Here is a 19,752-nt window from a genome sequence, read left to right as displayed (position 1 = left end):
AGAACGTAAATTATGGATGATACAATTATAGACGTTACCGGACAATCATTTGCTTTGCCAACCGATAACGAACAAAACCTAAGCAATGTTCCCTATTGGCGGCATCAATTGGTTCACTCGTATTCCGAGATCAATAATGCGACAAATGAACAGCGTCGGTTTTATAAAACTTTTAAAGCCAATTTCCTTAATGAGATTTATATGAATCTCGACTGGAATAATAATTATGCCTTTATCTTACTGTTTGATTTTTTACAGGAATATGATAGTAACGGCGACATCAACCGACTGGAAAAACTGTTGAAAACGTTAATCAGTCATTATCCGAAAACCAAAAATAATGCATTGGGTTTTCTGATTCAGAAATTCAGAGCGAAAGGCGATCACAGTTCCGTTAACCGAATTTGTAAAGAAGAAAACTATCAGGAAAAAAGTAATGACGACACCGGAAAGTTAGGTTTCAAATATAAGGAAAGCCTTAATCTTACAATGGATCAGGTTGCATTGCTTGACCGGTTATGGAATCCCGGGAATAATTTTTTCAATATAGAATTCTGTAGCGTTGAAATTGTAAAACTATACCTTTTAGCGATTCAGCGACTGGATGATAAATACCGCGACGAAGCTTCTTCACTGGATAATGAAATGCAAAAAATTGCAGATGTTATTGCAACAAAACATTATCGTCATCGTAAGAACAGCGCTAATTATACCTATTCCGTAAAATCAATCCTCGACGAATTGTATTTCAATATTTTTAAACATAGTGAAAATGCAGTGCGGGAACATTACGGGCATAAACGAAAGTTAAATACAGAACTGATTTATAACGTTAATGAAATTGACAAATCGTATAACGAAATGATATTAGTTCGTTTACAGAAAGCATTGGCCATTTATGCACCGACATTGGCTTTACCGGATCGGGATACGGAACTGGAACTAAATGCCCAGAATCCGGCACGATGGAAAATAAAATACGAGGAATTGACAGCGGCTTATAACAACGATCCCAAAATGTTTGTAAGCGATATCGTTATTTTAGGAAACATAAACAAACGCAATACCGCAGTAGAAAACATTTTCTATGAAGCGTCAAAGTTTATAGCGCCACATGACAAGGAAGCCTCCCTTAAGCTATATATCTATTATTTGCATCACGACCTGCGATCAGTTAAGTTCGAAAATAAACCACTGGCTAAAACCATGCAGAAGAATCTGTTTAAGAATAACGAACAGCTACATGATTTTCAGATCATTGTAAGTAATCTGATCAATGACAGAGATCTGGATAAAGCGCTGAGTGCCGTACCGCAGTTATATAAAGTAAAACGCAAAAAAATAGAACTGGATCATACTACAATTCAACAGGTACATGAAAAGCATTCCGGAACCGTAGAATTGCTAAACGAATACCTGAAAGATGAATACGAAGATGAAGTCAATTCTTTTAAAATAGAAGAAATTAACGAAAGTGAAATCGTTATGGAAATTGCACCCAAAATTATAAGTGAAGGAAACAACACCGCTGTTTTGGTCGATTTAAACACCGTTCAGTTGGAACTGCTGGAATTGTTCTATAAAGGCAATCTTTCAGTCGAATACGAAGAACTTGAAGCCTTTTCAAAATCAAGAGGAATGTTCCGGAATCAGTTAATCGACAGTATCAACGAAGCCTGTTATGAAATACTGGACGATGTATTAATAGAAGAGGAAGACGAATATTACACCATTAATGATAATTATTACCAAAAAATAGTAACACCATGATCGAGAATATTAAACCAAAAGAAGCTACAGCGATTATCAATTCGTTAATCGGAGGTGTTGTGCCAAAAATCGGAGTACAACATATAACCGTAGGAAGATCGGAAGAAGTGAATGCCGTGGTAACCGCTTTAGAGGATGTAAAAAACGGACATAGTATTGTGAAATTCTGGATCGGAGATTTCGGTTCCGGAAAATCGTTTATGATGCATTTGCTGAATACGGTAGCCTTAAAACAAAAGTTTGTGGTAACGAATGCCGATTTTACACCGGATAACCGTTTGTATTCGAACGATGGTAAAGCCGTAGCGTTATATTCGGCAATAATGGACAACATCGCGATACAAACCAAACCGGAAGGTGGTGCTTTACCGACCTTATTGGAAAAATGGATCGAACAGGTGGTGATCAAAACCGCACAGGATAACAATATTCCGTTAGGAAATATCCGTGATGAACAATATCTGGGCTTAATCCAGAATAATATCATGAAAACGATTAATGAAGTAACGGAAGTAGGCGGCTTCGACTTCGGAACGGTTGTTATGAAATACTATGAAGGCTATATTAAGGGAGACGAACAACTGAGAAGAAATGCTCTAAAATGGCTGAAAGGAGAATATAGTACAAAAACAGAAGCAAAACAGGATCTTGGCGTAAGAGAAATAATCAATGATCTGAACTATTATGACATGCTTAAAAACTTCTGTAAGCTGTTTGTAAGCATGGGTTATAGTGGATTTATGATCAACCTTGATGAAGCGATCAATCTGTATAAGATTTCGACTTCTGTGATGCGAGAGAAAAACTACGAAAAGATTCTAACCATTTATAACGATTGCTTTCAGGGGAAAATCAGTAATTTGTTTTTCAACTTTGCCGGTACAAAAGAAGTATTGGAAAATGAACGCAGAGGATTATTCAGCTATCATGCGTTAAAATCCCGTTTGCAGACCAATAAATTTGAAACCGCTGAAATCCGGGATTTTGCACAACCGGTAATCCGGCTTTTCCCGCTGAATCACAACGAAATTTTTGTATTGCTGAAAAAGTTAAAAGCTATTTTCGATTATAACTACAAAGTGGAGACAAATGTTTCGGATGGCGATATTCAGGTTTTTATGGAAGAAATGTTTAATAAACCCGGTGCTTCCGAATTCCTGACACCGCGTGAGGTAATCCGTGATTTCCTGAATATTCTGAACATCCTCCGACAAAATCCGGAGCTGGATAAAGCAAAACTATTCCATGATATTGAAATTACAGACGAAAGACCGGATTTGGTTTTAATTGATAGCATAGAAGAACTATAATGGCCTACGAACTATTGTCAGAACCGATTCGCCGGTATATAAGGGAAAAGAAGTGGGAACAGCTACGTCCGATTCAGAACGCGGCGATACAACATATTTTGTCCACCGATAATCATTACATACTGGCATCGGGAACCGCTTCGGGTAAAACGGAAGCTGCGTTTTTACCTATTTTGTCTAAAGTTGATTTTAACGAAAGCGGCGTACAGGTATTGTGTATCTCGCCGTTAATTGCTCTGATTAATGATCAGTTTAATCGGGTGGAAGAATTGTGCAAAAATCTGGAAGTTCCGGTTACCAAATGGCACGGAGAAGCCAGTAGAGGACAAAAAGACAAACTGATCAAAAATCCGGAGGGGATTGTACTGATTACACCGGAATCGATTGAAGCCATGTTTGTCAACAGACCCTATAATGTAAAACAATTGTTCGCAAATGTGAAGTTTGTTGTAATTGATGAAATTCACTCTTTTATCGGAACCGACAGAGGACTACAGTTAAAATCGTTATTGGCCCGATTACAGGAAATAAACAAAAATAAATTTCGGGTCATAGGACTTTCTGCTACCTTAGGCGACTTTGATCAGGCGAAAAAATTTACAGGAGAAGAACAGAAAACGATCGTTTTAAGAGATAACAGTAAAAAAGAGATTAAAGCCGTTTTCCGGTATTTTCCCGGAACCGGTGCAGAATTACCGTTATCGTTGCTAAAAGACTTGTATAAGGAGGTTAGTAACAGCAAAGTGTTGGTATTCCCGAACAGTAGGGGAAGAGCCGAAGAAATCGCGGTTAAGCTTAAAAAAATATCGGAAAAGGTAAACGGACATCCGAATTACTTTTCGCATCACTCATCGGTACATAAAGACGAAAGGGAATATGTCGAATATTTTGCCAAGAATAATAAGCAAAGTAATTTTTGTATTGCCTGTACATCAACTCTCGAACTCGGAATTGATATCGGAAATGTAGATGAGGTTGTACAAGTTGATGCAACTCACAGTATTGCCTCATTGATCCAGCGTGTCGGGAGAAGCGGACGCAGGGAAGGAGCAACAAGTAGTCTCTTTTTGTATGCAACGAATAAATGGAGTGTACTCCAATCGATAGCGTGTTGGTTGTTATATAAAGAAGGTTACATAGAACCGCCGGCGATTGTTAAAAAACCATATGATATCGTATTGCATCAGGCATTGTCTGTTGTGAAAGAACGATCCGGTATCCGAATTACGGACTTGATTTCAGAATTGAAAAAGAACCCAACATTTGATAGTATAACAGAAGATGAAATTATTGAAATTATAACACATCTTATCGCTACGGATATATTGGAAAAATTACAACAGGAAGTAATAATCGGAGTCGAAGGCGAAAAGGTTGTCAACAATATGGACTTTTATGGCATGTTTATGACGGAAGAAACCTTTAAGGTATCGAACGCCGGAAATACGATAGGAGGATTACCCTTTTCTTTTCAGTTACAGGTTGATGAAAATATTTTATTGGCTGCAAAAATCTGGAAAATCACGGATGTGGATTTTAAAGCCAAAAAAATCGAAGTAATACCGGCTAAGGATGGAAAAGTGCCTAAATTTTCAGGTAATGGCGGTATAACTGATCCTAAGATTCGGGAAAAAATGCTGGAAATTCTTTATTCCTCAACAGAATATGAGTTTTTAGATCCCACATGTAAGGATGTCCTGGATGAAATGAGAAAGGATTTTTCCGTTTTTAAGATAACCGATTTTACAGAAGAACGCCCTTTACTTGTCAGACAAAAGAATATAGAGCTGTTTACTTTTGCCGGAACGAAAATAAACAAAGCACTTGAATTGTTATTTAGCTATGCGAATATTGAAGCGTACTATTTAGAAAATAAAAGCAGTTTTGTTTTGGATATTGAAGACGAAGGTGTTTTCTCTCGTCTTGCTGCTGAATCCGACTTACAGCAGAAAATAGAAAATTATATTCGGGAAAACCTACCGGAAGACGGTCTGCCGAATTCTAAATTCGGATATTTATTACCTACAAATTATAAAGTCCGACTCGTGATGGATAAAGTCTATGACTTAGAAGGCGCAATCCGTTTTTTTAAAGAAATATACAGAATTAGTGTAGAAACGGATTGGGTTGAGGTTGAGTAATATAGCTTGTTTTATTTGTTTTTTGATTGCTGATGGAATACTAAAATAAATTCTTTAACTAAAAAAATAGTTGTATAACTAAAAAAATAGTTTTAGGTTTGATGCCGTTCGGATTAGAACGCAATCATCATCAATCAAAAAACATGAAACAGCTGAAAATTTTACTAATCGTGGTATTGGCCACGCATTTTTGTCTGGCCCAAACGAAAGAATTCCGACAATTGGATAGTATTTTTAACGTACTGTACCAACAAAATCAATTTAACGGTAGTGTATTAATAGCGGATAAGGGAAACATCATCTACGAAAAAGGATTTGGTCTTCGGAATGAGACAACTCAAAAGGAGAATAATACAAATACCATCTTTGAATTGGCGTCCTGTTCCAAACAGTTTACGGCTGCCGGGATTGTCGTATTGAAAAGACAAGGGAAGTTAAATTATACGGATAAAATAACCCGATTTATCCCTGAATTAAAGCAATGGGATAAAGTCACTATTTACGACTTACTACGCCATACAAGTGGTATTCCGGACTATATAGCGAGTATGACAGACAATTGGGATCCGAATAAAATAGCAACGAACAACGACGTTATACAATTCTATGCGAATCGCAAAGACACCTTACGATTTGAACCCAAAAGTAATTACCGGTATAGTAATAGCAATTACGCACTACTGGCTAGTATCATAGAACGGGTTTCCGGGAAAAAATACGCCGATTTTTTAGCAACTAATATCTTTAAACCGCTAAAAATGAAAAATACTTTTGTCTATAATCGCAGAGAAAAACCTCAAAAAATCGATAATCAGGCGATCGGTTATGTATGGGCTAAAAAATCATTTCAAAAAGTAACGGCAGACGATCCGAAATACGGTCAAAAGTCCGTTTATTATCTGGATGGAGTTGTAGGAAGTGCAAAAGTCAACTCAACGGTAGGTGATCTTTACAAATGGGTAAATGCGTTAAAATCGGATGCCTTTTTTACACCGGAAGAATTTGCAGCGATGACGGAAATCACACAAACCGATAAAGGCAAAAATATAGATTACGGATTTGGTCTGGATATCCGAAAAGGAGATAATAAGTTTACTTATGGACATACCGGTAATTGGGACGGTTATACCTCACTGATCTATCATGATCAAATAAAAGACCGTACAATAATCGTATTGCAGAACTTTAATCTCGGTGCTATTCCGTTTAATAACATCCAACAGTTACTAAATCAAAGTCCGCTTACACCGGAATTTAAAAAGAAAGTGTCGCTTTCTGAAAGCGTACTACAACAATTTACCGGAGATTATACCGATCAGGAGGAGAAAGAGGATAAACATCGGATTACGTATCAAGAGGGACATTTAATTTACAATACTACTTCAGCTGATTGGGACATGCGTTTTTTCCCGATATCGGATAATGAGTTTAAAGGAATCCGACAAGGCGGAGCCGATGCAGTTATAAAATTCAACAGAGATGATAAAGGGAAAATGAATATGGAAATGTTGCAAAACGGTCGGAAGATCGGATTCGGTATCCGGGAAGAGTAATTTAACTACCGTTACAAATCCGGATATGCGCTAAAGGCGGCTTCAGATCGAAGTCGCTTTTGTTGTTTTTTGACGATCAAAATAACATTTAAAATGAAGTTATCCCGTTATAATTTTGTCTGAATAAAAGCTATTTTTGTTTCGATTTGAAAAAACAGGATTGTATGGAAGATGACAAATTTATCTATTGCCTTGAAGCCGTTCGGGACATTGAAAAGGAGATCACAACTGAGGTATATCGGAATCTGGAAAAACTCGCTGTTGAACAGGGAATAGACAGCATTTATAAAGTATGTGACACGATCGAAGGAATGGAAGAGAGCCTGAATGCATTGCTTTACGATGATCATAATTTTAAAAACTACGAAATCATTTACCTGGTTATGCAGGGAAAAGAAAATAATATCTGTCTTAACGGCTATTATTATAGTATGGAAGAAATTGCGGAGTTGTTTGAAGGGAAAATGAAAGGAAAAATACTGCATTTTGCCAATGCCAAGATATTGGATTTAAATGATGAAGAGGCGCAATACTTTCTGGATATTACCGGAGCACGGGCGATTTCCGGTTATGGCGTAATGCATCCTACAATAACGAGTAGTAATCTGGATCGGATTTTCTTTAGTTTATTTGAAGAAGATGATAACTTAATCGATATCGTGGAAACTTTACACGAAAAACAATATGCGTTATGTAAATTATTGGATTTTAGATTGTATTACTAGTTGGGATAAAAACGGAACTGTTGAAATTGTTTAGAAAAAAGAAATAGTCTTATGATGACTTTGAGTAAAAATATAGTAATTAGATGGAGTGTTTTGATTTTTGCTATTGCATTATTGAGCTGTAAACAGAAAAAAAGCGATAGCATCATTTTAAATAAGACAGATACTAATAAATCTGAAAGTGCCTATTTCGATTTTGATGAGGTTGACCACTATCATTCGGATATTGAAGAACGAAAGGTTTATTTATTAAATAATCCTCATAGTAAGATAAAAAAAGCGGAAGGTGATGATAAACGTGCCGTAATATATATGGAGGATGTTCCTGACGAACTACCGGATGAAAATTACGGAAAGCAACTGGAAGAGTTTGGTTTCAAGAAAAAGCGAATTGATCCGTCAAGAAATAAAGAGATAAGTAATATCTTCAGTTTAACAACATGCAACGACGTATATGCAGCGGCTTGTGTACCGATTTACAGAGATATCTTTATCTTCAAAAAAGAAGGAAGAATTATCGGATTAGCAAAAATTTGTTTTAACTGTCGTTTATATTATATTGTGGGTACAGACAAAGATCAAGGTGAATTCGGACAATGTGGAGGTTATGAAAAATTATTTCGTTTAATTGAACAATAAAGCTGTATGTAATTGTGCAGAACGAACAAATTAACTTTTCTTACTTAACAAAAATATCGTCGAAATAATACAAATACTACCCATCCAGTCTATCGCAGTAAAAGGAACCTGTAACCACAATACAGCCATAATGGTTGCCGATAAAGGTTCGGCGGAAGCTAATAAACTCGCTTTTTGACCACCGATTATTTGTACGGCTGTCAGATAGCTGTAAAAAGCAATTAACGTTCCGAACAATACAATAAAAGCAGTATACAAATAGGTTTGCGTATCCCATTGTCCTTCAACTGACCAGGGAGCTTTTATAAAAGAAAAAGCAATACCACCCAATAACATTCCCCAACCGATAATAACGGACGATTTATACCGACTTAATAAGGCTATTGGTTGTAAAGTATAAATAGCCAGTGCGACAGCAGAAGCGAGTCCGAAAAATAAAGCCGTTCCGGAAATCGCCAGACTATGAATATTTCCGTGTGTTACCAGTAGGAAAGTTCCGCCCACAGCAAGAGCAATCGCCAGATATTCCACAGGACGAGGTAGTTTTTTGTTTTTGGCCGCCAGATAAATGGCAATAAATACCGGACCGGAATATTGTAAAACGGTAGCAGTCGCCGCATTCGAATGCATAATAGCTGCAAAATACGTGTATTGTACCGCTAACATACCGGTGGTACTAAAAATAATCAACTGAATGGCATCTTTTTTATTTTTCCAGATCGACCCTAAATCCGATTTTTCACCAAAACGGGCAAAAAGTAACAGAATACAACCGGAAACCAACATCCGAACGGTAATAAGCCATTCGACATTAATACCTCTTTGCTGAAACAAAAATTGCCCGAAAGTACCGGAAACACCCCATAGCGTGGCCGCTAAAATGGCTAGTATAAAACCTTTTATGATGGATGACATAAAGAAAAAAGAGAAGAAAAAATTATAATTCGTTTTCAGGAATTGCTTTAATAACACGACACGGATTTCCGGCTGCAATAACATTGGCAGGAATACTTTTGGTAACGACACTTCCGGCTCCGATAATTGAATTTTCGCCAATAGTCACACCTTGTAAAATCACGGTATTACCGCCAATCCAAACATTATCAGCAATATGAACCGGTTTCGCGTATTCAATTCCGGCATTTCGTTCTGCAACGTTTACCGCATGGTTTACAGTATAAATACTAACATTAGGAGCAATTAGTACGTTATTGCCAATACGAACTTCGGCTTCATCCAGAACGGTAAAATTAAAATTGGAAAAGAAATTGTCACCCACGTGAATATTATAACCGTAATCGCAATAAAACGGTTGTTTGATGCTGAAATTTTCCCCGGCAGAACCGAATAATTCCCGGATAATGGCTGCTCGGGCTTCTTCCTCTTTCGGATGTAAACGGTTATAATCAGTTACCAGATCTTCGGCGATATCACGTTCGGCACTAAGTTCTGCATTAATGTAGGTATAATAAGCTCCGGAGAGCATTTTTTCTTTTTCAGTCATTTTTAGGGGATTTAAAGTGCAAAAATAGATTAATTATGATGTGCTTTTTCTTTAAATTTGGATGACTATTTGCAATTTTGTTTCATTTATATACCCTGATTGTTTTGGAAACATTGGATAAATTTGATTTAGCGATTTTAAAAGTGCTGCAAAAAGATAATCTTACGCCCCAGCGAACAATCGGGGAAAGTATTGGATTATCGGCGGCGGCTGTACAACGACGGATTAAACGAATGCGGGAAACCGGAGTGATTGCTGCTGACATTACAGTTGTCGACAGGGAAAAAGCCGGTAGAATGATCACTTTATTTGTGGAAGTAAAACTGGAAAGTGAACAATTGGAGTTGATCGATCAGGCTAAAAGTAGTTTTCTGAAAGCACCGGAAGTACAACAATGCTATTATGTTACCGGAGAAACCGATTTTGTTCTGGTGATTATTTCACCTTCGATGCATGATTATGAACAGTTGACCAGAAGATTGTTTTTTAGTAATAAAAACATCAAAAGTTTTCGGACTAGCGTAGCATTGGATATCGTAAAACAAGGATTGGAAATACCGTTGGATTTATAAAACAGCAGATTTATACTGAAAAGAATGTTTGGATTATGAAAATAAAAGAAGATAATAACCGTGCGATTTCCGAATTAGGATTTACAACTATTTCAGAAGTGTATTCCAATGAAGAAATCGATAGGATGATTGAATTGATAGCAAAAACAGATACAACAAAAGACACATTTAGAAAGTCAAAAGAATTGTTTGCCGTACGGCAGTTTTTAAAGGAGATTCCGGAGATTCATACCTTGGTTTTTAACGAAAATCTAAAGCAGATTATAAAAGACTATTTCGGTAAAGATTATTTTGTAGTTAAAAGTATTTACTTCGATAAACCGGAAACGTCAAACTGGTATGTCGCGTACCATCAGGATTTAACCATTTCAGTTGATCAAAAGATTGAAATTAACGACTTCGGACCGTGGACCGTAAAGCAAAATCAATTTGCTGTTCAACCGCCGGTATCGGTTTTAGAGAATATTTTTACGATTCGAATACATCTTGATGATACAGACGAGCATAACGGTGCCTTAAAGGTTATTGATAAATCGCATGCCAAAGGGATTTATCGTCCGGAAACGATCGATTGGAATACGGAAACCGAAACAATTTGCAGTGTTCCCAAAGGTGGCGTTATGATTATGAAACCTTTATTGCTGCACGGTTCAAACAGAACAACCAATCAGAAGAGAAGAAGGGTAATTCACATTGAATTTTCCGATGTACAATTACCGGAAGGCTTAAATTGGTCGGAACGAATCAATTAATTACCGGATATTCATTTTTAAAACATCTAATTCAGATCAATATGGAAAACGTATTAGCAAAACAAATCGCAAAACAATTCCGTGATTTACATTTCGGAGATAACTGGGTGGCTGTAAATTTTAAATCGGTATTGGAAGATATAACCTGGGAACAGGCAACAACCCGTATTTATGATTTGAATACGATTGCGGTTTTGGTTTTTCATGTCAATTATTATGTCAGCGCTGTTTTAAAAGTTTTGGAAGGCGGACCTTTAGAAGCGAGTGATAAAAATAGTTTTGATCTTCCTCCGATTACTTCAGAAGCAGAGTGGGAAGCGTTAAAAGAAAAACTATTTTCAGAAGCGGAAGCATTTGCAAGCCGAATCGAACAATTGGATGATACTCGTTTTTTCGAACTTTTTATTGATGGAAAATACGGGAACTATCATCGTAATTTAGTCGGAATAATGGAACATACCTACTATCATATGGGACAGATTTCATTAATCCGAAAAATTTTAAATCAAACAACGAATCAATGAAAATAGTACCCCATCAGGTTAACGGGATCCGAATAGCAGAAGTTATTTCGGATGAATCAATCATTACCAATGTTGAGGAAGCGTTACAATTGTTAGTTGATTTGTATTATCAGGAATTTGATAAGGTAATCCTGTATGAAAAAAATATCACACAGGATTTTTTTGATCTTAAAACTAAAATGGCCGGTGAAATCCTTCAAAAATTTTCCAATTATCGTATGCAACTAACCATTGTAGGTGATTTTGAAAAGTATCCAGGTAAAAGCCTTAAAGCTTTTATCTACGAATGTAACAAAGGACAATCGGTAAATTTTGTTGCGAATCTTGCGGCTGCATTTTAAGAACATTCAAATTCTGTTTCAGAATTTCCGAAACGAATTCTATTTAAAAAACTAAAAAAAATAGCGAAGAATGGTTTTCATAATATCAGTTGTTTACTTTCTGATATACGACTACTTTAGATTTTTGTTTGCTGCCGTTCTTTTTGACAAAAATCCCGATTCGGAGTATCGTATTGTTTTCTAAAATCATTTGCAGATGCGTTCGTTGTGTCGGTGTGTTAACAACATAATCAAAAACATTTCCGTTACTAAAAGAGCCCGTTTCGTTATTTATAAAGAAGTTTCCGATGAGATTAAGGTCGAATTCCGGATCTTCAAAATGAAACAGGTTTCCATTAATTGTCAGCTGACCGTTTTCGCCTAAAAGCTGTGTCCATTTTCCCTGAACCTGATAAATAAAGTTATCGTATAAAAAAGAACTGTCGGACGGATCATTATAATCATCATAAGAATCCCAGTCAAATCGGGAAGATAACTCGTTTTTTTGAGAATCGTTAACCGGTAAAACGGAAGAATCCGACTCACAGGATAATAACGTAATTGCCAATAGAACAACTAATAATTTGAATTTTGTATGCATTGATATAAAAATTGGTTTGTACAAAATTATAGTTTGTTTTAAAGAGAATAGGGATTCGGAAAACCCAATAAAGGACAGAAAATGAACATTATAAAACCAATTTAATAAAGAAGTACGTGTTTCCGGGAGATGCAACCGAAAACGACAATTTATTATGAAATGTTTAATAATTACAGAATCATAAAATGCTTACTTTTGAAAAAAAGAAAAGATGAAAAAATTATTGTTTGCCTGTTCGGTATTGGCACTTTTTAGTTGTCAGATTCAGGCACAAAATACAGCAAAAACAGCATCAACCGAAAAACTAGCCGCTATGAATACAGAAAGTATTTACCAGTTTAAAGTTAAAGACATCGAAGGAAAAACATTTGATTTCTCAAAACTGAAAGGAAAAAAAATAATGGTAGTAAATACCGCTTCTGAATGCGGATTAACACCACAATATGAACAATTACAAAAATTGTATACGCAATACAAAGACAAGAATTTGATAATTGTAGGTTTTCCGGCTAACAATTTCGGTGCTCAGGAACCCGGATCAAATAAAGAAATTGCCACTTTCTGCTCTAAGAACTATGGTGTAACGTTCCCGATGATGGAAAAAATATCCGTAAAAGGAGAGGATATGCACCCGTTATACCACTTTTTAACGGAAAAATCGAAAAACGGATTACAAGACAGTCAGGTAGAATGGAACTTTCAGAAATACCTGATCAATGAAAAAGGAAATCTGGTAAAAGTAATCAGTCCGAAAACATTACCGGACAGTAAAGAAGTAATTGACTGGATTACTAAAGGATAAACGCTAAAACAGACACAAAAAAAACCTCCAAATCCGGAGGTTTTTTTATAAAAATAATTGCAGAAATACCGAATCCAGCCAACGGTCAAATTTATAGCCGCTTTCCCTTAAGGTACCGGCGATTTCAAATCCCATTCTCTGATGAAATTGTATGCTACCGGCATTTTCGGCATCAATTACAGCAATCATCGTATGCTTTTGTTGTTCTTTTGCGATTTTGATCAACGATTCTAATAATATTTTTCCCAGTCCTTTACCCTGATGTTCGTGGTGCAGATAAACGGAATGCTCAACAGTAAAACGATAGCCTTCTTTAAACCGGAAGTCGCCGTAAGTAGCAAAACCCGCTACGATATCATCGTAAACCGCCACCAGAAAGGGAAATTCCTTTGTCTGTTTCTCTTGTATGATAGCCCGCTGTTGGTCTAATGTCCTCGGTTCATAATCATAAATGGAAACACTATTCAGAATTTCATAGTTAATAATATCCAATACTTGCGGAATATCATTTTCAGTTACAGGTCGTACGATAACAGACATAAATTGAAAGTTGTAAAAAGGAGTAGTCAAAGATAGAAAGTTTCACACTTTTTTTAAAGGAAATTCGATGGAGTAGCTTAAATTTGTTATTGCATATCCGTATGCTGAATTTAAACTACAAATACAAAATGGCATACCCTAAAATACCTTTGGCGCAAAGTGTAATGGCACTCTGCAAAGCGAAAGGCCTACTTGATATTATTATTTCCCCGGGTTCCCGTAACGCACCGTTAACTATCGGTTTCGCCAGTAATAAAGAATTTAATTGTTATAGTATTGCTGATGAACGTTGCGCGGCTTTTATGGCAATCGGTATGGCACAACAGCTTAAAAAACCGGTTGCATTAGTCTGTACGTCGGGTTCTGCTTTATTAAATTATTATCCGGCAGTTGCGGAAGCATTTTATAGTCAGCTGCCATTGGTGGTTATTTCTGCCGATCGGCCTACGTCTAAAATCGATATCGGTGACGGACAAACGATCCGACAACAAAATGTTTATGCCAATCATATTCTGTATAGTGCCAATCTGACCGAAGAAAATTCTGCGGAAAATGATGCTAAAATTAATGAAGCGATTACTATTGCGATCCGACAAAAAGGACCGGTTCATATTAATGTTCCGTTCGAAGAACCGCTTTATGAAGTGACCGAAACACTTTCTGTACATCCCGAAGTAAAAGAACCGGTTAAACAGGAAGAATCACTTCCGGATTGGACACCTTTTATTCAGAAATGGAGTCAGGCGAAGAAAAAACTGATTCTTATCGGAACTAATGATCCGGGTGTGATGGAAACAGCGATTATAGAACAATTAGCGAATGATGATTCGATTGTGGTCATGAAAGAAGTGACATCCAATATTCATCATCCTCATTTTATAGGAAACATCGATACGATTATTACACCGTTTACGGAAAACGATTTTATCGCTTTTCAACCGGAAATTCTGATTACAATAGGAGGGATGGTGGTTTCGAAACGAGTTAAAGCTTTTCTGCGAAAATATCAGCCGGAAGAACACTGGCATGTCGATCCGTTACGGGCGTATGATACCTTCGGTTGCTTGTCACAACACTTTAAATGCATGCCGAACCGCTTTTTTAAAGCTGTTTTGGCACAAGATAGTCTTATAACGAGTGATTATTTACCGAGAGTAAAAGAAATACAAAAAATAAGAGAAGCGAAACATAAAATATATGCCGATCGCGTTCCGTATAGTGACTTTACCGTTTTTCAAACCCTATTACCGGCATTGCCTGCGAATACACAATTGCAGATTAGCAACAGCTCGGCTATTCGTTATGCGCAATTGTTTTCCATCGATCCGTCTATTGACGTATTTTGTAATCGCGGAACAAGCGGTATTGACGGAAGTACTTCAACTGCAATCGGAGCTGCTATTGCGGCAAATAAGGAAACATTGTTGATTACAGGAGATATCAGTTTTCTTTATGATAGCAACGCTTTATGGAATGCCTATATCCCGAAAAATTTTAAAATCATCCTGATTAATAACGGAGGCGGCGGTATTTTCAGAATACTTCCCGGACATCAGGAAACAGAAGTATTTAATACTTATTTTGAAACGGCGCACCATCTTACAGCCGAACATCTTGCTGCGATGTATAAATTCCGTTATATGACTGTAAATGACCAAACGGAGCTGGAAAATGCATTGCCGTCTTTTTTGAGCGAAAAAGCACAACCGGCACTATTGGAAATCCATACACCGATGGAAGTTAATGACAAGATATTGTTAGAATATTTTAAAAACTTAACGTAACAATAAAGAAAATAGTTGTTTAAAACGATTCATTTTGGTTTTATTTTGTTAAATTTGAGAGAATGTAAATCAATTAAGTAACACAAAACAAGATTTATTATGAGTAAAAGAGATGAACTAATTACTAAGTACGCAGCGGATTTAAAAGACAAATGTGGCGTAACTCCGAATATGGATTTATTAACAAAAGTAACTATCGGTTGCGGTCCCTCTATTTACAATGCAGATTCTTCTACTGTTTCGGGGACTTCAAAATCGGAGTTAGACACCGTTAAGAATAACTTTTTAATCAAAAAGTTAGGTTTAAAGGATGGTCCGGAACTGGATAAAGCTATCGATGCCGTAATAGAAAAATATGGCCGTTCTAATAAAAACAAGTACAGAGCGGTAGTGTATTACTTGTTGACGGTTCACTTTAAAAAAGAAAGTGTCTATAAATAAGAAAAAAAATAATAAAATAGGGCTATAAGCCCTATTTTTTATGATTTAAATGAGGCGTATTTTACTTGAAAAGATCCATACCCGGAATATTAGGCATACCGTCTTTTGCAACAGCACCTAATTCAGCTTCATTTACATTGGTGGCTTTCTCAATTGCTTTGTTAATAACAAGTACAAGATAGTCTTCCAGTTGTTCTTTATCTTCCAAAAGGGAATCATCTACAATAATGGATTTTATCTTTCGGTTAGCGGTTAAAGTAACCTTTAAAAGCCCGTCGTTACTTTGTTCATCTATTAAAACCGTATCCAATCTTTTTTTAGTATCTTCAATTTTTTGCTGGGTCTCTTTTAGTTTACCCATCATTCCCATGATGTCTCCGAACATGTTAATAAAATTAATGGTTAATGTTACCGCAAAATTATTAAATTGCAGATTGATTAGTAAATAAAACTAAATGAAAAATCAAATTATTTTGAGTTGCGTTTGTCTTATTTTTGTAACGGGAAACGCACAAAATAAAAAAACCAATATGTTAACAAAAACAACAGCACCTGTGGCAGCCGTTAAGCCCAAACAATTAGAAAAACACGGCGATATACGAACAGATAACTATTATTGGTTAAATGAAAGAGAAAACCCTGAAGTTATCGATTATCTGAAAAGTGAAAATGAATATTACCAGCAGATGACCGCTCATACGAAGCAATTCCAACAGGATTTGTTTCAGGAGATGAAATCGCGTATAAAAGAAGATGACAGTTCCGTTCCTTATCTGTATAACGGATATTATTATATCACCCGTTATGAAAAAGGGAAAGATTATCCGATACATGCCCGAAAAAAAGGCTCACTTGATGCCAAGGAAGAAATCCTGTTTGACTGTAATGAAATGGCAAAAGGACATGCTTATTTTCAATTAAGCGGAATCAGTATCAGTGAAGATAATAAATGGTGCGCTTTCGGTATTGATACCGTATCGAGAAGAGAATATACCATTCAGATTAAAAATCTGGAAACCGGTGAAATTCTGCCGGTAAAACTGGAAAAAACAACCGGTGGATCTACCTGGGCAAGTGACAATAAAACATTGTTCTATACCCGTAAAGATTTGGTTACACTTCGTTCCGACAAGATTTACAAACATAAATTAGGATCAGACGCTAAAAACGACAAGGTAGTTTTTGAAGAGAAAGACGACACGTTTTCTGTATTTGTTTACAAAGAAAAATCTAAAAAATATATCGTAATCGGGTCTACAAGTACGCTAACATCTGAATTCCGAATTTTACCGTCCAATACACCGGATGGCGAATTTAAAGTATTTCAGCCGCGTACCAGAGGATTGGAATACAGTATTTCGCATTATGGAGACAGCTTTTACGTGGTAACGAATAAAGATAAGGCGACCAACTTTAAGCTGATGAAAACTCCGGAGAATGCAACCGGAAAAGAAAATTGGAAAGACCTGATCGCGCATCGTAAAGAGGTACTATTGGAAGATATTGAAATCTTTAAAAATTATTTAGTGGTTTCAGAACGTTCCAACGGATTAAATAAGATTCGTATTATGCCTTGGAGCGGACAGGGAGAATACTATCTTCCGTTTGAAATTGAGACTTATACAGCCTATACGACGTCAAATGTTGATTTTGATACCGATATTTTACGATACGGTTACCAGTCAATGGCAACACCTTCTTCGATTATTGATTTCAACATGAAAACAAAAACGAAAGAAATCAAAAAAGAACAGGAAGTTTTAGGAGGGAAGTTTGATAAGAACAATTATATAGAAGAGCGTCAGTGGGCAACAGCTCAGGACGGAACCAAAGTGCCGATTTCTATTGTATACCGAAAAGGAATCAAAAAAGACGGTAAAAATCCGTTCCTGTTATATGCATACGGTTCTTACGGAGCTTCGATGGATCCGTATTTTTCCTCTATCCGATTAAGTTTACTGGACAGAGGATTTATTTACGCGATTGCGCATATCAGAGGTGGTGAAGATTTAGGAAGAGACTGGTATGAAAACGGAAAACTACTGAAAAAGAAAAATACATTTACAGATTTTATCGACTGTTCGAAGTTTGTAATTGCCGAGAAATACACATCGGCTCAGCATTTATATGCAGAAGGCGGTTCGGCAGGAGGATTATTGATGGGAGCGATTATCAATATGGCACCGGATTTATATAACGGTGTAATTGCTCAGGTCCCTTTTGTAGACGTAATTACAACCATGCTGGACGATTCAATTCCGTTAACTACGGGTGAATATGACGAATGGGGTAATCCGAATGACAAAGCGTATTACGATTATATGCTGTCATATTCGCCATATGATAACGTAAAAAAACAAAAATATCCGAATTTATTGGTTACTACCGGTCTTCATGATTCACAGGTACAGTATTGGGAACCTGCCAAATGGGTTGCTAAACTGAGAGTTATGAAAGTGGGAGATAGCCAGTTATATCTGGATACCAATATGGATGCGGGCCACGGCGGTGCTTCCGGACGTTTCGAATCGCTTAAAGAAGTTGCGAAAGAGTATACTTTTTTATTAGATTTAGAAGGAATTAAAAAGTAGATCAATTTTTTTTGTTAAATTTGCAGAGTTCAGAGACTGCTTACTACTGTAAGTAATATCGCTCGACTAATTTATAGTTTATGAAAGAAGACATAAAAGCCTATAATAATGTATTGGAATTAATAGGTAATACTCCCCTAATTAAGCTCAATAAAATTACAGAAGAATTAGAAGGTAATTTTTATGCTAAAGTAGAAGCTTTCAACCCGGGTCATTCCACCAAAGACAGAATTGCTATATATATAATTGAAGAAGCAGAAAAAAGAGGAATCTTAAAACCTGGTGATACAATTATTGAAACGACTTCCGGTAACACAGGATTCAGTTTAGCAATGGTTAGCATTATTAAAGGATATGACTGTGTTTTGGCGGTAAGCTCAAAATCTTCAAAAGATAAAATTGATATGTTACGGGCGTTGGGCGCAAAAGTTTATGTTTGCCCGGCTCACGTTTCAGCAGATGATCCGCGTTCTTATTATAATGTTGCCAAACGTTTACACGAAGAAACGAAAGGATCGGTTTACATCAATCAGTATTTTAACGACTTGAATGTAGATGCGCATTATAATACTACCGGACCTGAAATATGGGAACAAACCAATGGAAAAATTACGCATTTGGTAGCTTGTTCCGGTACTGGTGGAACTATTTCCGGTACAGCTCGTTTCTTAAAAGAGAAAAACCCGAACATCAGAATATTAGGAGTGGATGCTTTCGGATCAGTATTGAAAAAATACCATGAAACCAAAGAATTCGACAGCGAAGAAATCTATCCGTACCGTATCGAAGGATTAGGGAAAAACCTGATTCCAACGGCTACTGACTTTGAAGCTATCGATAAGTTCACTAAAGTGAATGATGAAGAAAGTGCTCATACGGCAAGAGAGATTGCTAAAAAAGAAGGATTATTTGTAGGCTATACTTCCGGAGCCGCGATGCAGGCAATAAAACAGTTTGCAGAAGAAAATGAATTTACCAAAGACAGTAATGTTGTGGTTATTTTCCCGGATCACGGATCCCGTTATATGAGCAAAATATTCAGTGATGAATGGATGAATGAACAAGGATTTTTTGACAGCGTTAATGCTGAAGAAGTACAAAAGATTGAGTTCATAAAATAATAGAGCGTTAAAAGCGACAAACAAGACTCCGGCTAAAACCGGAGTTTTTTTATAATAATAAT

General features: G+C 36.5%; 20 protein-coding genes. 15 read left to right on the top strand and 5 right to left on the bottom strand.

The window, feature by feature from the left end:
* Window positions 1-12: 12 nt before the first annotated feature.
* From NOX80_RS13765 to NOX80_RS13740, 6 genes are all read left to right on the top strand, one after another.
* The gene (locus NOX80_RS13765) at window positions 13-1,770 is read left to right on the top strand and encodes a tellurite resistance TerB C-terminal domain-containing protein (RefSeq protein WP_256550372.1); all 1,758 of its coding nucleotides are present in this window, start codon (window positions 13-15) and stop codon (window positions 1,768-1,770) included.
* Window positions 1,767-3,080, top strand: a complete 1,314-nt coding sequence (locus NOX80_RS13760) for an ATP-binding protein (RefSeq protein WP_256550371.1) — start codon at window positions 1,767-1,769, stop codon at window positions 3,078-3,080. Before NOX80_RS13765 ends, NOX80_RS13760 begins: the two co-directional genes overlap by 4 nt.
* Window positions 3,080-5,221, top strand: a complete 2,142-nt coding sequence (locus NOX80_RS13755) for a DEAD/DEAH box helicase (protein ID WP_256550370.1) — start codon at window positions 3,080-3,082, stop codon at window positions 5,219-5,221. The genes NOX80_RS13760 and NOX80_RS13755 overlap by 1 nt, the downstream gene beginning before the upstream one ends.
* Window positions 5,222-5,364: 143 nt before the next feature.
* The gene (locus NOX80_RS13750) at window positions 5,365-6,774 is read left to right on the top strand and encodes a serine hydrolase domain-containing protein (protein WP_256550369.1); all 1,410 of its coding nucleotides are present in this window, start codon (window positions 5,365-5,367) and stop codon (window positions 6,772-6,774) included.
* A gap of 164 nt (window positions 6,775-6,938) precedes the next feature.
* Window positions 6,939-7,499 carry a DUF6642 family protein gene (locus tag NOX80_RS13745; RefSeq protein WP_256550368.1) on the top strand — a complete coding sequence of 187 codons (561 nt, stop codon included), beginning with the start codon at window positions 6,939-6,941 and terminating at the stop codon, window positions 7,497-7,499.
* A gap of 51 nt (window positions 7,500-7,550) precedes the next feature.
* Window positions 7,551-8,138: a hypothetical protein gene (locus NOX80_RS13740; protein WP_256550367.1), complete on the top strand. Its 588-nt coding sequence runs from the start codon at window positions 7,551-7,553 to the stop codon at window positions 8,136-8,138.
* A gap of 30 nt (window positions 8,139-8,168) precedes the next feature.
* On the opposite strand, the gene NOX80_RS13735 is transcribed toward NOX80_RS13740, so the two are convergent.
* Together NOX80_RS13735 and NOX80_RS13730 are read right to left on the bottom strand one after the other, a co-directional pair.
* Window positions 8,169-9,137: a DMT family transporter gene (locus NOX80_RS13735; protein WP_256550366.1), complete on the bottom strand. Its 969-nt coding sequence runs from the start codon at window positions 9,135-9,137 to the stop codon at window positions 8,169-8,171.
* Window positions 9,076-9,642 (bottom strand): sugar O-acetyltransferase, encoded by a 567-nt coding sequence (locus tag NOX80_RS13730; RefSeq protein ID WP_256550365.1) that lies wholly within the window; start codon window positions 9,640-9,642, stop codon window positions 9,076-9,078. The genes NOX80_RS13735 and NOX80_RS13730 overlap by 62 nt, the downstream gene beginning before the upstream one ends.
* 104 nt (window positions 9,643-9,746) lie before the next feature.
* Between NOX80_RS13730 and NOX80_RS13725 the strand changes: the two genes are divergently transcribed.
* From NOX80_RS13725 to NOX80_RS13710, 4 genes are read left to right on the top strand one after another with little or no spacing between them, the layout of a single operon-like run.
* Window positions 9,747-10,214 (top strand): Lrp/AsnC family transcriptional regulator, encoded by a 468-nt coding sequence (locus NOX80_RS13725; RefSeq protein ID WP_256550364.1) that lies wholly within the window; start codon window positions 9,747-9,749, stop codon window positions 10,212-10,214.
* Window positions 10,215-10,249: 35 nt separating this feature from the next.
* Complete coding sequence (locus tag NOX80_RS13720) at window positions 10,250-10,966, top strand: phytanoyl-CoA dioxygenase family protein (protein WP_256550363.1); 717 nt, start codon at window positions 10,250-10,252, stop codon at window positions 10,964-10,966.
* Window positions 10,967-11,007: 41 nt separating this feature from the next.
* Window positions 11,008-11,490: a DinB family protein gene (locus tag NOX80_RS13715; protein ID WP_256550362.1), complete on the top strand. Its 483-nt coding sequence runs from the start codon at window positions 11,008-11,010 to the stop codon at window positions 11,488-11,490.
* Window positions 11,487-11,831 carry a DUF4180 domain-containing protein gene (locus tag NOX80_RS13710; RefSeq protein ID WP_256550361.1) on the top strand — a complete coding sequence of 115 codons (345 nt, stop codon included), beginning with the start codon at window positions 11,487-11,489 and terminating at the stop codon, window positions 11,829-11,831. Before NOX80_RS13715 ends, NOX80_RS13710 begins: the two co-directional genes overlap by 4 nt.
* 85 nt (window positions 11,832-11,916) lie before the next feature.
* On the opposite strand, the gene NOX80_RS13705 is transcribed toward NOX80_RS13710, so the two are convergent.
* Window positions 11,917-12,411 (bottom strand): hypothetical protein, encoded by a 495-nt coding sequence (locus NOX80_RS13705; RefSeq protein ID WP_256550360.1) that lies wholly within the window; start codon window positions 12,409-12,411, stop codon window positions 11,917-11,919.
* Between the two features lie 211 nt (window positions 12,412-12,622).
* Here NOX80_RS13705 and NOX80_RS13700 point away from each other — a divergent pair, with 211 nt between their 5' ends.
* A complete protein-coding gene (locus NOX80_RS13700; protein ID WP_256550359.1) occupies window positions 12,623-13,213 on the top strand; it encodes a glutathione peroxidase in 591 nt (196 codons plus the stop codon).
* A gap of 45 nt (window positions 13,214-13,258) precedes the next feature.
* Here NOX80_RS13700 and NOX80_RS13695 read toward each other — a convergent pair whose 3' ends face one another.
* A complete protein-coding gene (locus tag NOX80_RS13695; RefSeq protein WP_256550358.1) occupies window positions 13,259-13,753 on the bottom strand; it encodes a GNAT family N-acetyltransferase in 495 nt (164 codons plus the stop codon).
* 128 nt (window positions 13,754-13,881) lie between these two features.
* Between NOX80_RS13695 and menD the strand changes: the two genes are divergently transcribed.
* Window positions 13,882-15,537 (top strand): 2-succinyl-5-enolpyruvyl-6-hydroxy-3-cyclohexene-1-carboxylic-acid synthase, encoded by a 1,656-nt coding sequence (menD, locus tag NOX80_RS13690; protein WP_256550357.1) that lies wholly within the window; start codon window positions 13,882-13,884, stop codon window positions 15,535-15,537.
* Window positions 15,538-15,636: 99 nt separating this feature from the next.
* Window positions 15,637-15,978 (top strand): DUF2853 family protein, encoded by a 342-nt coding sequence (locus tag NOX80_RS13685; protein ID WP_256550356.1) that lies wholly within the window; start codon window positions 15,637-15,639, stop codon window positions 15,976-15,978.
* Window positions 15,979-16,039: 61 nt separating this feature from the next.
* On the opposite strand, the gene NOX80_RS13680 is transcribed toward NOX80_RS13685, so the two are convergent.
* Window positions 16,040-16,363, bottom strand: coding sequence for a YbaB/EbfC family nucleoid-associated protein (locus NOX80_RS13680; RefSeq protein ID WP_256550355.1), 324 nt, complete (start codon window positions 16,361-16,363; stop codon window positions 16,040-16,042).
* A 145-nt stretch (window positions 16,364-16,508) separates the two neighbouring features.
* Between NOX80_RS13680 and NOX80_RS13675 the strand changes: the two genes are divergently transcribed.
* Window positions 16,509-18,569, top strand: coding sequence for a S9 family peptidase (locus NOX80_RS13675; RefSeq protein ID WP_256550354.1), 2,061 nt, complete (start codon window positions 16,509-16,511; stop codon window positions 18,567-18,569).
* Window positions 18,570-18,649: 80 nt separating this feature from the next.
* The gene (locus NOX80_RS13670) at window positions 18,650-19,690 is read left to right on the top strand and encodes a PLP-dependent cysteine synthase family protein (RefSeq protein WP_256550353.1); all 1,041 of its coding nucleotides are present in this window, start codon (window positions 18,650-18,652) and stop codon (window positions 19,688-19,690) included.
* Window positions 19,691-19,752 lie beyond the last annotated feature (62 nt).

This window comes from Flavobacterium cerinum (assembly GCF_024496085.1).
Lineage (GTDB): Bacteria > Bacteroidota > Bacteroidia > Flavobacteriales > Flavobacteriaceae > Flavobacterium > Flavobacterium cerinum_A.
Note: the sequence above shows the minus strand (reverse complement) of the source record. Positions and strands in the feature narration are given on the sequence as shown.

Bases quoted from the DNA above. Each gene is read 5' to 3' on its own strand.
- NOX80_RS13740 (WP_256550367.1), top strand. From the start codon at position 7,551: ATGATGACTTTGAGTAAAAATATAGTAATTAGATGGAGTGTTTTGATT.
- NOX80_RS13670 (WP_256550353.1), top strand. From the start codon at position 18,650: ATGAAAGAAGACATAAAAGCCTATAATAATGTATTGGAATTAATAGGT.
- NOX80_RS13700 (WP_256550359.1), top strand. From the start codon at position 12,623: ATGAAAAAATTATTGTTTGCCTGTTCGGTATTGGCACTTTTTAGTTGT.
- NOX80_RS13675 (WP_256550354.1), top strand. From the start codon at position 16,509: ATGTTAACAAAAACAACAGCACCTGTGGCAGCCGTTAAGCCCAAACAA.
- NOX80_RS13680 (WP_256550355.1), bottom strand. From the start codon at position 16,363: ATGTTCGGAGACATCATGGGAATGATGGGTAAACTAAAAGAGACCCAG.
- NOX80_RS13730 (WP_256550365.1), bottom strand. From the start codon at position 9,642: ATGACTGAAAAAGAAAAAATGCTCTCCGGAGCTTATTATACCTACATT.
- NOX80_RS13715 (WP_256550362.1), top strand. From the start codon at position 11,008: ATGGAAAACGTATTAGCAAAACAAATCGCAAAACAATTCCGTGATTTA.
- NOX80_RS13720 (WP_256550363.1), top strand. From the start codon at position 10,250: ATGAAAATAAAAGAAGATAATAACCGTGCGATTTCCGAATTAGGATTT.
- NOX80_RS13745 (WP_256550368.1), top strand. From the start codon at position 6,939: ATGGAAGATGACAAATTTATCTATTGCCTTGAAGCCGTTCGGGACATT.
- NOX80_RS13705 (WP_256550360.1), bottom strand. From the start codon at position 12,411: ATGCATACAAAATTCAAATTATTAGTTGTTCTATTGGCAATTACGTTA.
- NOX80_RS13765 (WP_256550372.1), top strand. From the start codon at position 13: ATGGATGATACAATTATAGACGTTACCGGACAATCATTTGCTTTGCCA.
- NOX80_RS13735 (WP_256550366.1), bottom strand. From the start codon at position 9,137: ATGTTATTGCAGCCGGAAATCCGTGTCGTGTTATTAAAGCAATTCCTG.
- menD (WP_256550357.1), top strand. From the start codon at position 13,882: ATGGCATACCCTAAAATACCTTTGGCGCAAAGTGTAATGGCACTCTGC.
- NOX80_RS13685 (WP_256550356.1), top strand. From the start codon at position 15,637: ATGAGTAAAAGAGATGAACTAATTACTAAGTACGCAGCGGATTTAAAA.
- NOX80_RS13760 (WP_256550371.1), top strand. From the start codon at position 1,767: ATGATCGAGAATATTAAACCAAAAGAAGCTACAGCGATTATCAATTCG.
- NOX80_RS13710 (WP_256550361.1), top strand. From the start codon at position 11,487: ATGAAAATAGTACCCCATCAGGTTAACGGGATCCGAATAGCAGAAGTT.
- NOX80_RS13695 (WP_256550358.1), bottom strand. From the start codon at position 13,753: ATGTCTGTTATCGTACGACCTGTAACTGAAAATGATATTCCGCAAGTA.
- NOX80_RS13755 (WP_256550370.1), top strand. From the start codon at position 3,080: ATGGCCTACGAACTATTGTCAGAACCGATTCGCCGGTATATAAGGGAA.
- NOX80_RS13750 (WP_256550369.1), top strand. From the start codon at position 5,365: ATGAAACAGCTGAAAATTTTACTAATCGTGGTATTGGCCACGCATTTT.